17 protein-coding genes, 1 tRNA gene and 1 pseudogene are annotated in these 12,335 nt (G+C 61.0%); 9 read left to right on the top strand and 10 right to left on the bottom strand.

Annotation, left to right across the window (positions count from 1 at the left end; genetic code table 11):
• Nucleotides 1-2: 2 nt before the first annotated feature.
• Nucleotides 3-437, bottom strand: a complete 435-nt coding sequence (locus ROG8370_RS07380; protein WP_085826437.1) for a VOC family protein — start codon at nt 435-437, stop codon at nt 3-5.
• 62 nt (nt 438-499) lie between these two features.
• Nucleotides 500-892, bottom strand: coding sequence for a DUF2147 domain-containing protein (locus ROG8370_RS07375; protein ID WP_085826436.1), 393 nt, complete (start codon nt 890-892; stop codon nt 500-502).
• Nucleotides 893-1,033: 141 nt separating this feature from the next.
• On the opposite strand from ROG8370_RS07375, the gene hisA reads away from it, so the two are divergent.
• A complete protein-coding gene (hisA, locus tag ROG8370_RS07370) occupies nt 1,034-1,753 on the top strand; it encodes a 1-(5-phosphoribosyl)-5-[(5-phosphoribosylamino)methylideneamino]imidazole-4-carboxamide isomerase (RefSeq protein ID WP_085826459.1) in 720 nt (239 codons plus the stop codon).
• Nucleotides 1,754-1,790: 37 nt separating this feature from the next.
• On the opposite strand, the gene ROG8370_RS07365 is transcribed toward hisA, so the two are convergent.
• A complete protein-coding gene (locus ROG8370_RS07365) occupies nt 1,791-2,246 on the bottom strand; it encodes a DUF302 domain-containing protein (RefSeq protein WP_085826435.1) in 456 nt (151 codons plus the stop codon).
• A gap of 100 nt (nt 2,247-2,346) precedes the next feature.
• On the opposite strand from ROG8370_RS07365, the gene hisF reads away from it, so the two are divergent.
• From hisF to ROG8370_RS07350, 3 genes are read left to right on the top strand one after another with little or no spacing between them, the layout of a single operon-like run.
• On the top strand, nt 2,347-3,111 hold the full coding sequence (gene hisF, locus ROG8370_RS07360) for an imidazole glycerol phosphate synthase subunit HisF (RefSeq protein ID WP_085826434.1): 765 nt from the start codon (nt 2,347-2,349) through the stop codon (nt 3,109-3,111).
• A complete protein-coding gene (locus ROG8370_RS07355) occupies nt 3,108-3,422 on the top strand; it encodes a phosphoribosyl-ATP diphosphatase (protein WP_085826433.1) in 315 nt (104 codons plus the stop codon). The genes hisF and ROG8370_RS07355 overlap by 4 nt, the downstream gene beginning before the upstream one ends.
• Before the next feature lie 2 nt (nt 3,423-3,424).
• Nucleotides 3,425-3,715 carry a Dabb family protein gene (locus tag ROG8370_RS07350; RefSeq protein ID WP_085826432.1) on the top strand — a complete coding sequence of 97 codons (291 nt, stop codon included), beginning with the start codon at nt 3,425-3,427 and terminating at the stop codon, nt 3,713-3,715.
• Nucleotides 3,716-3,802: 87 nt separating this feature from the next.
• On the opposite strand, the gene ROG8370_RS07345 is transcribed toward ROG8370_RS07350, so the two are convergent.
• Together ROG8370_RS07345 and ROG8370_RS21310 are read right to left on the bottom strand one after the other, a co-directional pair.
• A complete protein-coding gene (locus tag ROG8370_RS07345) occupies nt 3,803-4,276 on the bottom strand; it encodes a CoA-binding protein (RefSeq protein WP_085826431.1) in 474 nt (157 codons plus the stop codon).
• A 206-nt stretch (nt 4,277-4,482) separates the two neighbouring features.
• Nucleotides 4,483-4,620, bottom strand: a complete 138-nt coding sequence (locus ROG8370_RS21310; RefSeq protein ID WP_306372365.1) for a hypothetical protein — start codon at nt 4,618-4,620, stop codon at nt 4,483-4,485.
• Nucleotides 4,621-4,899: 279 nt separating this feature from the next.
• On the opposite strand from ROG8370_RS21310, the gene ROG8370_RS07335 reads away from it, so the two are divergent.
• Nucleotides 4,900-5,829 (top strand): hypothetical protein, encoded by a 930-nt coding sequence (locus ROG8370_RS07335; RefSeq protein ID WP_085826429.1) that lies wholly within the window; start codon nt 4,900-4,902, stop codon nt 5,827-5,829.
• Here ROG8370_RS07335 and rlmB read toward each other — a convergent pair.
• Nucleotides 5,811-6,587: a 23S rRNA (guanosine(2251)-2'-O)-methyltransferase RlmB gene (rlmB, locus tag ROG8370_RS07330; protein WP_085826428.1), complete on the bottom strand. Its 777-nt coding sequence runs from the start codon at nt 6,585-6,587 to the stop codon at nt 5,811-5,813. The two genes, ROG8370_RS07335 and rlmB, sit on opposite strands and share 19 nt — an antisense overlap.
• 136 nt (nt 6,588-6,723) lie before the next feature.
• On the opposite strand from rlmB, the gene ROG8370_RS20520 reads away from it, so the two are divergent.
• Nucleotides 6,724-6,807: transfer RNA gene (locus tag ROG8370_RS20520), tRNA-Tyr, on the top strand.
• A gap of 188 nt (nt 6,808-6,995) precedes the next feature.
• Nucleotides 6,996-7,427, top strand: a complete 432-nt coding sequence (locus ROG8370_RS07325; protein ID WP_170925195.1) for a c-type cytochrome — start codon at nt 6,996-6,998, stop codon at nt 7,425-7,427.
• 62 nt (nt 7,428-7,489) lie between these two features.
• On the opposite strand, the gene ROG8370_RS07320 is transcribed toward ROG8370_RS07325, so the two are convergent.
• From ROG8370_RS07320 to ROG8370_RS07305, 4 genes and pseudogenes are all read right to left on the bottom strand, one after another.
• Nucleotides 7,490-8,332, bottom strand: a complete 843-nt coding sequence (locus tag ROG8370_RS07320; RefSeq protein WP_085826426.1) for an isocitrate lyase/PEP mutase family protein — start codon at nt 8,330-8,332, stop codon at nt 7,490-7,492.
• 72 nt (nt 8,333-8,404) lie between these two features.
• Complete coding sequence (locus tag ROG8370_RS07315) at nt 8,405-8,518, bottom strand: DUF2474 family protein (RefSeq protein ID WP_139838065.1); 114 nt, start codon at nt 8,516-8,518, stop codon at nt 8,405-8,407.
• Nucleotides 8,515-9,515: pseudogene (cydB, locus tag ROG8370_RS07310) on the bottom strand (cytochrome d ubiquinol oxidase subunit II). Before cydB ends, ROG8370_RS07315 begins: the two are co-directional and overlap by 4 nt.
• A gap of 11 nt (nt 9,516-9,526) precedes the next feature.
• Nucleotides 9,527-10,927 carry a cytochrome ubiquinol oxidase subunit I gene (locus ROG8370_RS07305; protein ID WP_085826424.1) on the bottom strand — a complete coding sequence of 467 codons (1,401 nt, stop codon included), beginning with the start codon at nt 10,925-10,927 and terminating at the stop codon, nt 9,527-9,529.
• 176 nt (nt 10,928-11,103) lie between these two features.
• Here ROG8370_RS07305 and ROG8370_RS07300 point away from each other — a divergent pair, with 176 nt between their 5' ends.
• The gene (locus tag ROG8370_RS07300) at nt 11,104-11,568 is read left to right on the top strand and encodes an RrF2 family transcriptional regulator (RefSeq protein WP_085826423.1); all 465 of its coding nucleotides are present in this window, start codon (nt 11,104-11,106) and stop codon (nt 11,566-11,568) included.
• Nucleotides 11,565-12,239, top strand: a complete 675-nt coding sequence (locus ROG8370_RS07295) for a Crp/Fnr family transcriptional regulator (protein ID WP_085826422.1) — start codon at nt 11,565-11,567, stop codon at nt 12,237-12,239. The genes ROG8370_RS07300 and ROG8370_RS07295 overlap by 4 nt, the downstream gene beginning before the upstream one ends.
• Nucleotides 12,240-12,335: the final 96 nt, after the last annotated feature.

The raw sequence follows: 12,335 nt of genomic DNA, 5'->3' as shown, positions 1-12,335 counted from the left end.
GCCTATTTCGCCCAAAGCTGCGGCTCGGCCATTTCAATGGAATTCTTCGCCGGATCACGGAAATAGAGCGAGCGCGCGCCGCTCGGCCAATGAAAATCGGCCTCAATCTCAACACCCGCCGCCACAAGACGCGCACGCCACGCATCAAGCTCCGCCCCATCGACCGCAAAACAGAAATGGCCCGGCCCAAGCGCCCCATGCGGCGGCACCGGCAGATCGGGGTTGCCCGGCGGCTTGCAGGTTTCCATTGGGTTGAAAATCAAGAGCACGCCCGCGCCGACGCGGTAAAACACGTGCCGGTTAGCCACCCGAACGATCCGCTCAAGCCCCAGAACATCGCCATAGAACCGCTCGGCCGCATCAAGATCCGCAGCATAAAGCGCGGCTTCCAGAATGCCCGATGGGGCGGGTATGGGGGGCAGAGTCTGATCGGCCATACCCGACCTTAACGTAAAAGCGGCCCGGAAAAAACCGGGCCGCCCCTGTCGATCCCGGCGGTTTACTGAACCTTTTTCCAGGTCCCGCCATTGCGGCAAATCCCGAACACGCAACCGCTTACAGACAACGTATTGCCCTTGAGCAGCAACTTGGAGCTATAGGTCTTGTCGCGGTCGGGGGCATAGATCTTGCCCTTGTAGGTGCCGCCGCCCTTGTTCTGGGTCTCGGAAATGATGTTGCGACCGATCATCGTGCTCGGCTTTTCCTTGCCCGCCGAGTCATAGGATTTCACCAGCTTGCCACACAGCGCATTGCCGCAGGGCGCAACCTGGATCAGGCCGGAATCGCCATTGTCATCGGCCGCAGTGCGCCATGTGCCCTCAAGCGGATCGGCGGCGGCAGCCATGCCGGCGGTGACCATAAGTGCGGCGACGGCGAGTACGAGTTTCTTCATCTTTTCAATCCTCCCGGAAATTCTCTTAGTGGGCTTTGCCCGACTAACCTTACAATTGCCTTACCCCCTGCCCCTGTCCACATTGCATTTCGGCTTTGGCCTGTGCAAAAGGCCATGACGTTACGACAAAAGGCCGAAATCATGATTCTTTACCCTGCGATTGACCTCAAAGACGGCAATGCCGTGCGCCTTGTGAAGGGTGAAATGGACCGCGCCACGGTGTTCAACGACGATCCCGCCGCACAGGCGCTGGAGTTTGTGAACGCCGGCTGCGAGTGGCTTCACCTTGTCGATCTCAACGGGGCCTTCGCCGGTGAACCGGTCAACGCCGCCCCGGTCGAGGCGATCCTTGAGCGCTGTCGCGTGCCTGCCCAGCTTGGCGGTGGCATCCGCGACATGGCGACGATCGAACGCTGGCTCTCCAAGGGCCTTGCCCGGGTGATCCTTGGCACGGTGGCGGTGGAAAATCCAAGCCTTGTGCGCGAGGCCGCGCGCGCCTTTCCCGGTCAGGTCGCGGTCGGCATCGACGCGCGCAACGGGCGCGTCGCCACCAAAGGCTGGGCGACCGAAACCGATGTGATGGTCACCGATCTGGCGAAATCCTTTGAAGACGCGGGCGTCGCGGCGATCATCTATACGGACATCAACCGCGACGGCGCGATGAAGGGCCCCAACGTCGAGGCCACCGCAGAGCTTGCCAATGCCGTCTCGATCCCGGTCATTGCCAGCGGCGGCGTCAGCTCGCTTGACGACCTGATCGCGCTTAAAAACTGTGGTGCTTCGCTGAACGGGGCCATCTCGGGGCGTGCGCTTTATGACGGCGCGCTTGACCTCAAAGAGGCGCTCGCCGCCCTGCGCTAGCGGAGGCGCCCCCGGCGCGTGCCGGGGGCTATTGCCATTATTCGCCAGCGGCCTTGCCGGTCAACTTTCCAAGCGCGCCGGTCATCGTCTTGATATATCCCGCATCCTCGGAAATGCCGCCAAGATCGCCAAGCATCTCCTTGGGGTCTTCATAGGCCAGCCAAGTTTGGCCCGCGCCATCCTGATAGACCAGAACTTTGAGCGGCAGGAACAGCCCCGCAACCGCGTTATCCTGAATGGCAGGCGTGCCCAGCTTGGGATTGCCAAAGATCAGAACCTGCGCCGGGGCCAGTTCCATATCAACCTTGGCCGCGCCCGCCGCATGATCCACGCGGGCAAAAACCGTCGCCCCTGCCCCGGTCACAGCCGCCTCAAGCCGGTCCATGGTTGTCGCCACATCGTCCGACGAGCGGACCTTGACGATATCGTCATTGCTGGCAAAGGCCGGAAGACCCGCCACACAGACCGCAACAGCCGCAAGAAAACGCTTCATCGTAAACTCCTTCAATTTCAAAACTTATCGGCCTTACCCTCTGGCATGTAACCACATTTGGCCATAAACATCGGCGTGAAAACACTGTAACAGCGATAATATGCTCAAAACACGCATCATACCCTGCCTCGACGTGGCCGATGGCCGTGTTGTCAAAGGCGTGAACTTTGTCGATCTGGTCGATGCCGGCGATCCGGTCGATGCCGCCCGCGCCTACGACGCGGCGGGCGCGGACGAGCTTTGCTTTCTCGACATCCACGCGACCCATGAAAACCGCGGCACGATGTTTGACGTGGTGCGACGCACCGCCGAGCAATGCTATATCCCGCTGACGGTGGGTGGCGGCGTGCGCAGCGCAGCCGATGTGCGCGCCTTGCTACTCGCCGGGGCAGATAAGGTAAGCTTCAATTCCGCCGCCGTGGCCGACCCAGACGTGGTCGCGCGTGCCGCCGATCAGTTCGGCAGCCAGTGCATCGTCGTCGCCATCGACGCCAAGACGGTCTCGCCCGGCAAATGGGAAATTTTCACCCACGGCGGGCGCAAACCCACCGGCATTGACGCGGTTGATTTTGCACGCCTCGTGGCCGCCAAGGGCGCTGGTGAAATCCTGCTGACCTCGATGGATCGCGACGGCACGCGGGCAGGCTTCAACCTGCCGCTGACGCGGGCGATCTCGGATGCGGTGGATATTCCGGTGATCGCCTCGGGCGGCGTTGGCACACTCGATCATCTTGTCGAAGGGGTGACCATCGGCGGCGCATCTGCCGTGCTCGCCGCCTCAATCTTTCACTTCGGCACTTTCACCATTGCCGAGGCCAAGGCGCATATGGCCGCCGCAGGCATCCCGATCAGGATTGGCGCATGACACTCGACGAACTTGCCAAAACCATCGCCGCGCGCGCCACTGCCGATCCTGACTCGAGTTGGACCGCGCGCCTTCTGGCCAAGGGCCCGGAAAAATGCGCCGAGAAATTCGGCGAAGAGGCGGTCGAGGCGATCATCGAGGCCGTAAAAGGCGACAAGCCGGGCCTCACGTCCGAGGCCGCCGATGTGCTGTTTCACCTGCTGGTGATGTTGCAGTCGCGCGATGTCGCCCTTGAGGACGTCATGGCGGAACTTGCGCGCCGCCAGGGCACCTCGGGCCTTGCCGAAAAAGCCTCTCGACCCAAGGGATAACCATGATCCGCCATATCGTTTTCTTCAGCGCCGCCAATCGTGATCAGGTGGACGAAATCCATAACGGCCTGATGATGCTGTCCGAAATCCCGCATTCGGCACACTTTGAAGTGGGCCGCAACCTGCAAAGCGATCCCATCGCCGGCGACCGCGTCGATCTGGTGGTTTATGCAGAATTCGACGATGATGCCGCCTTGGCCGCCTATAAGGCGCACCCGATCTATGCCGCCTGTATCGACCGTGTCCGCCCCCTGCGCGAATTGCGCATCGCCGCCGATTTCAAAGCCAGCTGACCAAACCCAGCTTCTTCTTGGCAAAAATACTCCGGGGGAGTCCAAGAAAATTCGCCGAATTTTCTTGGACGGGGGCAGCGCCCCAAATCAAAGCTTCGACGAAATCACCCCGGTGTTGAAACCACCCATGCGCAACTCCCCGAACAGCCGCTGATATTCGATCTTGGGACAGCGGTCCATGATCACATCCACACCGCGTGCCCGTGCAACTGCCGCCGCCTCCGCGTGCTCCACGCCGATCTGCATCCAGATCGTCTTGAGGCCCGGAAAGGCCGCAAGCGCCTCATCCACGATGGGCGGTACGTGTTCAGAGCGGCGAAAAATATCCACCATGTCCACATCGCCCTCGATATCGCTAAGCGTCGCCACGACTTTCTGACCAAAGAGCATCTGACCGGCATGGCCCGGATTGACCGGCACCACCTGGTATTTCTTGAGGGTCAGGTATCGCGCCACGTAATAGCTTGGGCGCACCGGGTTCATCGACACGCCCACCACCGCCACGCGCCGCGTGCGGGTCAGGATCTCGCGCAGATGGGAATCACTGTAGGTTTCACTCATGTCCCGCACTCAATCACGAAACCGCGCCAGAAAAAAGCGCCCAAGCAAAAGCCTGGGCGCCAGTCGCGGAACGAGGGACAGTGAAATGAAGCACCGAAGTTCCAGATCGGCGCCTCTGCAATAATATCTAGGAACGAATCTCAGAATAAAAAGGGTTTGTAATAAACCTGTGACTGTAAATTTACCGGGCAACGGCGACCCGTGGATCAGTCAAAGATATCTTCGACCACGTCCCAGATCTCTTCCAGCATCTTGCGCGCCAATCCCTTGCGCGGCTTGCGCCGCTTGCGGTTGGGGCGTTCAGAGCCGCGCTCGGGGTCATAGTCCTGCCGCGGCAGCGGCATCGGCCGGGCCCGGCCGGAGCGTGCGCGTTGGACGGGCTTGTGCAGCGCCTTCATCTCGTGCAGCGGCGCGCCGCAACTGGCACAGATCAATTCATGTCTGCCCCGATCAAGGACCAACGCCGCGCGGGTGCTGCAATAACTGCATGTGGCAATCTTTGGTGTCATGGCCCTGATATCGGGCGGATGTGGGGGATTTCCAACCCCAGGGCGGCAAAACTTTCGCGCCTGCCCGCGCTCCGTGCTATGATTATGTTATTCAAAGCACAAGGATTTCAGCCAATGACCGATCTGCCGGACAGTCCCCTTCCGCCGCAACCGCCAAGCTCGCAACCCGGCCCGCAGGATTTGCCGTTTGACGTTGATCTGCGTAAATTGAACCTTGGCGTAGGCTATGTGGCGCTGCTGTTGCCGGTGTCGCTGGCGCTGGTCACGCTGTTGACCAACACCTGTTTCAACGCCTCGATCAGCCATTATTATTACAGTCGGCTGGGCGGGGACATCCTTGTCGGCTCGCTGAGTTTCATCGGCTTGCTGCTGATGTTCTTTTACGGCTTTCGCACCACCAACCGGGTCGGTTGTCTCGGCTATGGCAAGATTGATATCGTGCTTTTAAAGCTCGCAGGCCTTGCCGGCATTCTGGTGGCGTTTTCGCCCACCACCGGCTCGGGCTGTGCCTATGACGGCGCCGAGGTGGCGCAGGTCTTTTTGACGCAGGCACAAGGATCCGAGGGGTTTCACCCGCCCGGCGGCACGGTAAGCGGCACGATTTCCTATGATTTCTGGGCCAGCTTCCCGATCTTCGGTGCCCCCGAAAACGTGCCCACCCTGCTCAAGGCGCTGCATTTCGGGGCCGCCGGGGTGATGTTCTCTATCCTTGGCTATTTCTCGTATTTCGTCTTCACCCGCGAGAATTCTCCCGCCGCGCGTGCGCCCGGCAATCGCAAGGACCGGCGCAATATCTGGTATCGCGCCCTTGGCCGGATGATCTTTGCGGTGGTGGCCGTGCTGGCAATCAAGGGCGCGCTTTTGGGGCTTGTCCTGCCCGCGGCAATGGCCGAATCCATCGCCGCCTTTTGGGACAGCCTGCGCCTGACCTTCGTCGGCGAGAGCATCGGCTTGATCAGCTTTGGCTTTAGCTGGATGATCAAGGGCCGGTTTATCTATGCCTTCGAGGATGCCGCAGCGATGCCTCAGGGGCGCGCGGCATAAAGCGCCACCGCCGCCGCGTTCGAGACATTGAGCGAACCGAAATCGCTCGCAAAGTCGATCCGCACAAGCGCGTCAACACTTTCGCGGGTCTTCTGGCGAAGCCCCGGCCCCTCGGCCCCGAGCACAAGCGCGACGGGGCGGTCCCGCCGCCCCTCGACCTCGGCCTCGATGGTGGTTTCGGCCTCGCCCGCAAGCCCAAGCACGATGTATCCCATGGCCTGAAGCTCGGTGATGGCATCGGCCAGGTTGCGCACCCGCAGGTAGGGCTGACGCTCAAGCGCGCCACTGGCGGTCTTGGCCAAGGCGCCGGTTTCAGGCGCGGCGTGATGGCGCGGGGCAATCACGGCGCGCGCGCCAAAGACCTCGGCCGAGCGCAGGATCGCACCGACGTTATGCGGATCGGTCACCCGGTCCAGAAGAACGACGCGCGGCGCGCTTACGCCGTCGCCAAGACAGACGTCCTGCAGACTGCCCCAGGCCAGCGGCTTGACCTCAAGTGCCGCGCCCTGATGCACCGATTGCGGATCAAGCGGCGCGGTAAAGCGGCGCGGATCGACGATCTCGGGCTCGATACCAGAAGCGGCAATCGCTTGCGCCAGCTTGTCGGCGGCGTTGCGCGTCACGATCAGCTGTAGCTTTTCGCGCGCAGGATTCTCCAGCGCATCGCGCACCGCGTGCAGCCCGAAAAGCCACACGGTCTCTGCGGCTGCCGCACGTTTGGACTGTTCTTTGTCGATCACCCAGCGGGGTTTTTTCATGGGTCTGCTGCCTCTTTCCTCAGGGCGGCGACAATGCGACGCCCCGCGCCCGCTTGCAAGGCATTTTCCGGTTGACGGGCCAGTGCGGCGCTTGTAATCAGCCCCCCACGTCAGGCGCGTTTTTCGCCGGACAAGTGGGCGACAGGCCGCAAGGTGTGGCAGGGGACTGTAACTCCCTCGCGGAGACGCACGCCTGGTTCGATTCCAGGGTCGCCCACCACTTTCCACCGGACCAGCAGCACAGGAAATGATCGGCAAATGCGCCGTGGCATCCGGCTGTTTCCTGGGGTTTTCCGGCCCAAGGCGCAAAGGCGTGCGCCCTGCCAGACCGGCAAAATTGAGCAATATCAAGCCAGCCTCCGCAAGTGCGCCCATACTGAGCGCGCCAATAACAAGGAGGATGCACAGATGCCAAGCTTCAAGAAAATCGCAATTGCCGCTCTCGGGGTTGTTTTGACAACCGGTGCGGGGGCGCTTGCGCAGGATGCGATCGGCAAGGATGAATTCCAGCAACGCTGTGCGGCGTGCCATGGGATGGATGGGCGGGGCGACGGGGTTGTGGCCGGACTTTTTGCCCTGCCCCCCAAGAACCTGGTCGGCCTGAGCAAGGCCAATGACGGAGTATTTCCGCGTGAGCGCGTCTATAATTCAATCGCGGGGACGCATAAGATCGCCGGGCACGGCAGCTCTGAGATGCCGCTTTGGGGGCGCTATTTCACTGATGAGGTGCGCCGCAAGGGCATCGCCGACCCGACACCGATGCAGAAAGCCGAAAGCGATATCGTCCGGGGGCGCATCCTGTCGCTGGTCTATTACATCGAGTCGATCCAGGCCGAATAGTCAGTCGGCAAAAGGGTCGGATGAAACCATGATCGGCGGGCATAGGGAGCTTGCTCAGGCTGTTACGCTCGGGTCTTTTGCCGATCCTGCGACATCAACCGGCTGATCTCGGCGTCGGGGATGGCATCCGCCGCATACTGAAACGTGCCGGAAGTCATGACCTCTTGCGCGGCGCGCATCACGGCGCCAAGGGCGGCGCGGGCAAAAGAGCCGCCGACGCTTATGCGGCGCACACCGGCCTGCGACAGTTGCTCGACGCTATAGGATTGCCCCGTTAGCCCCATGACCACATTCACCGGCTTGTCGACCTCGCGACAGAGGGTTGTGATCGCCTCGATATCGGGCAATCCGGGTGCATAGAGCACATCTGCCCCGGCCTCGGAAAACGCCTGAAGCCGTTTGATCGTGTCGCCAAGATCGGGTCGCCCCCAGAGATAGTTCTCGGCCCGCGCCGTCAGCAGAAAGGGGCGGGTCTGTGCCGCCTCGCTGGCTGCACGAATACGCTCAACCGCCTGAGATATATCGTAAATCGGCGCATCTGGGTCACCGGTCGCATCCTCGATAGAGCCGCCGACAAGACCCGCGTCGCAGGCCATCATGACCGTTTCGGCGCAGGTTGCGGGATCGGACCCGAACCCGTCCTCGAGATCCCCGGAAACCGGAAGCGTCGTTGCGCCCGCGATCCGGGCGGCATTTTCAAGGATCTCGTCCCGGCTCAGCCCGGCAAAGGAATCACGTTTACCTACCGAAAAGGCATAGCCCGCGCTTGCCGTGGCAAGCGCCTCGAAACCGAGGCTGGCCAAGAGCCGCGCCGAGCCTGCATCCCAAGGATTGGGCATGACAAAGGCCCCTTGCGCGTCATGAAGCGCCTTGAACCGCTCGAATTTGCCTTGCTGCTCCATCATGTGCCCCTCTTTTGGATGTGACACGGTGGAAATACCACGAAACAAGAACAAAATGGAAACAAATTTACCCGCTCAGTAGGGTAGCGCCAGTTTGATCAGCATCGCGATCACGCCCAGCGCGGCTACGCTTGCGAGCCAAAGGCCCGCAAACCAAAGCGGGCGTTTTGAGCGCTCGCGCCCCTTCAATGATAGCCCTCCTCGGGGTCGACCTTGCCGCGAAACACCCAATAGGCATAGGCGGTATAGCCAAGGACCAGCGGCACGAGAACCACCGTGCCGACAAGCGCGAACTTGAGGCTCGCATCGGGCGCGGCCGCCTCGGCGATGGTCAGGCCGGGGGGCACGATATGCGGATAAAAGCTTATCCCGATGCCGATGAAACACAGCACAAAAAGCGTAAGCGCAGCAAAGAAGGGCTGGCCATCCTTGCCCGCGTTCAGCCCCGAAAACAGCGCCCATGAGGCCGCGATCACTGCGCCGGGCATCAGCACGCTCAAGATGCTGCCCGGAAGGTTGAACCAGCGGCTGAAATAGACCGGGTCCTGAAACGGGGTCAAAAGGCTGACGACGCCGATAAAGCCAAGCGTTCCGGCGGCGCACCACCAAGCATAGCGCTGCATCTGGCGTTGCAGCGCGCCTTCGGTCTTGAGGATAAGCCAGGTCGCGCCAAGCAGGCCATAGCCGATCACCACCGCAACCCCGGTGAGCACGGAAAACAGGCTGAGCCAGTCCCACCAGCCGCCCGCATAGGCGCGCTCGGCAACCTCGATGCCCTGCACAAGCGCGCCAAGAGCGATGCCCTGCATGAAGGCCGCGACAAGCGAGCCGCCAAAAATGCCGCGTCCCAGACCGGCTTCCACAGCTTAGTGCGCCAGCGGTATTCAAAGGCGACGCCGCGAAAGATCAGCGCAAGCAGCATCAGGGTGATCGGCATGTAAAGCGCCGGCATCACCACCGCATAAGCCAGCGGAAACACCGCGAACAACCCGCCGCCGCCCAGCACAAGCCAGGTTTCATTGCCGTCCCAGATCGGCGCGATGGAATTCATCATCGTCGCCTTGTCACGCTCGCCCTTCGCGAAGGGAAACAGGATACCGACCCCAAGGTCAAAGCCGTCAAGGATCACATAGGTCAGCACCGCAAAGGCGATGATTCCGGCCCAGATAAAGGAAAGTTCAAACATCGGAGTGCTCCTTATTCGCCGGGCATGGCATCGGGGTTGGTCTTGCGGCTGCGCGCGGTGCGCGTCGGCGCATCCTTTAGGCCAAGGTATTTGGTCGCCGGGGCCATATTCATCATCCGCAACAGGTAGAAGGTGCCTGCCCCGAAGATAAAGAAATAGACCACGACAAAGGCCAGCAACGAGGCCGCAACCGCAGGCGCCGCCACCGGCGCAAGGCTATCGGCGGTGCGCAACAGGCCATAGACGGTAAAGGGCTGACGGCCGACCTCGGTGGTGATCCACCCGGCCAGCACCGCGACAAAGCCCATCGGCCCCATGGCAATCGCCGCACGGTGAAGCCACCGGTCGTGATAAAGCGTGCCGCGCATCCGCCGCCAGAGCGCCCAGACCCCAAGGCCAAGCATGGCAAAACCCAGCGCGATCATGACGCGAAAGCTGAAGAACACGATCATCACCGGCGCCTCGTCTTCGTCGGCAATCGTATCAAGACCGGCCAGCGGCGCATTCAGGTCATGCTTGAGGATCAGGCTTGAGACCTTGGGAATCTGCACCGCGTAATCAATCCGCTTTTCGTCCGGGTTAGGAATGCCGAAAAGGATCAGCGGCGCGCCGTCGGGGTGGCTGTCGTAATGGCCTTCCATCGCCATGACCTTGGCGGGTTGATGTTCAAGCGTGTTGAGCCCGTGAAAATCGCCCGCGACGATTTGCAGAGGGGCCACCACGATCAGCATCCACATCGCCATCGAAAACATCCGCCGCGCCGCCGCATCGGCCCTGTCGCGCAGCAAATGCAGGCCACCAACGCCGCCCACCACAAGCGCCGTGGTGAGATAGGCGGCAAGCACCATATGCACGAGGCGATAGGGAAAGGACGGGTTTAAGACGATCTTCCACCAATCCTCGGGCACGAACTGGCCGATCTCGTTGATGCTATAGCCCACGGGCGTCTTCATCCAGGAATTGACCGACAAAATCCAGGTCGCCGACATCAGCGTGCCAAAGGCAACCATCGCGGTGGCGAACATGTGCAAGCCATCGCCCACCCGTTCGCGCCCGAACAGCATGACGCCCAGAAATCCCGCCTCCAGAAAGAAGGCCGACAGAACCTCATAGGCCATGAGGGGGCCAAGGATCGGGCCGGTCTTGTCGGCGAAGACCGACCAGTTGGTGCCGAACTGATAGGACATCACGATGCCCGACACGACGCCCATGCCAAAGGCCACCGCAAAGATCTTTTTCCAATAGGTGAACAGCACAAGATAGGTCTTGTCGCGGTTGACAAGCCAGAGACCGTTCAGCACCGCCAGATAGCTGGCAAGCCCGATGGAAAAGGCCGGAAAGATGATGTGAAACGACACGGTGAATGCAAATTGCATGCGGGCCAGTGTCTCGGCGGTCAGACTTTCCAGCATGACAGGACCTTCTCCTTGGACGCGATGGCGTCAGAAAAGCCGGGGCCGCTGTTACGGCGCGACAGCACGTAGACATATCATCTATTCAAAATAGATGTTTGATTGCTGAATACACTCACCCCATTTACAAAAGCAATACTTTGAATATAACTTTGATTGAGACATCGGGACGCAGCATGAAACTGACCAGCTATACCAATTACGCGCTGCGCTCGTTGCAGCTTGCGGCGCTCAAGGCGCCTGATCTTGTGCGGGTGGATGACGTGGCGCATATCCACGGGCTGTCGCGGCCCCATATCGTCAAGATCGTGCATGAACTCGGCAAGGCGGGCTTTCTTGAAACCGTGCGCGGGCGGCGCGGCGGGTTTCGCCTTGGCCGTGCGCCTGACAAGATCGTCGTCGGCGATGTGGTGCGTCTGACCGAGGGGCCGCTTGACGTAGTCGAATGCTTCAACCCCGAGAAAAACACCTGTCCGCTGATCGGGATCTGCACCCTCTCACGCAAGATGCAGGAGGCGACCCGCGCCTTCATGGCGGTGCTCGATGACCTGACCATCGCCGATATTTCGGCCAATCGCGGCCAATTGCTTGACCGGATCGCGCCATTTGAAATGCCCAGAGACCCGGAGGCCCTGTCATGACCGCCCTTGCCGAACACTGGGTTGATCGCTTTCCCGGCCTTGCCCGTCTTGACCCCGAGACCAAACAGCTTTTGCTGTCGCGCAGCGCAATCGTGACCGTGCCCAAGGACACGACGATCTTTGGCCCCGGCAAATCGCCCGAGAATATGCTTTTCCTGCTCGATGGCACGGTGCGGGTGCAACAGACATCCGAGACCGGGCATGAAATCGTGCTGTATCGCATCCACGCCGGGCAAAGCTGTGTGCTGACCACCGCCTGTCTTCTGGCCTATGAGGATTACACCGCCGAGGGCATTGCAGAGACCCCGGTCAAGGCCGCCGCGATCCCGCGCGCGGTGTTTGACGAGCTTGTGGCGACATCCAAATCGTTCCGCGATTTCGTCTTTGCCGCCTTTTCCAAACGCATCACCGACCTGTTCCTGATGATCGACGAGGTTGCCTTTCAGCGCCTCGACGTGCGCCTGGCCGACAAGCTTATCGAACTGTCGGGCGGCAAAGAGGTGATCGCCACCACCCATCAAAAGCTGTCGGTCGAGCTTGGCACAGCGCGCGAGGTGATCTCGCGTCAGCTTCAGGAATTTCAGCGCCGCGGCTGGATCGAGCAATCGCGCGGCGCGATAAGTCTTGTGAACCGCGCAGAGCTTGAAGCGCTTGCCGGGCATAATTCCTGAGCCACCCTGCCTGACGGTGACAATGTCACAGACGGCGCCGAAACAAACCACTACTTCAAATACAACTTTGAAAGGGCCTGGGGCCAAAACGTCAAC

The organism is Roseovarius gaetbuli (assembly GCF_900172365.1).
Classification (GTDB): domain Bacteria; phylum Pseudomonadota; class Alphaproteobacteria; order Rhodobacterales; family Rhodobacteraceae; genus Roseovarius; species Roseovarius gaetbuli.
The sequence above is the reverse complement of the archived record's forward strand: the minus strand, read 5'-3'. Positions and strand labels throughout refer to the sequence as shown.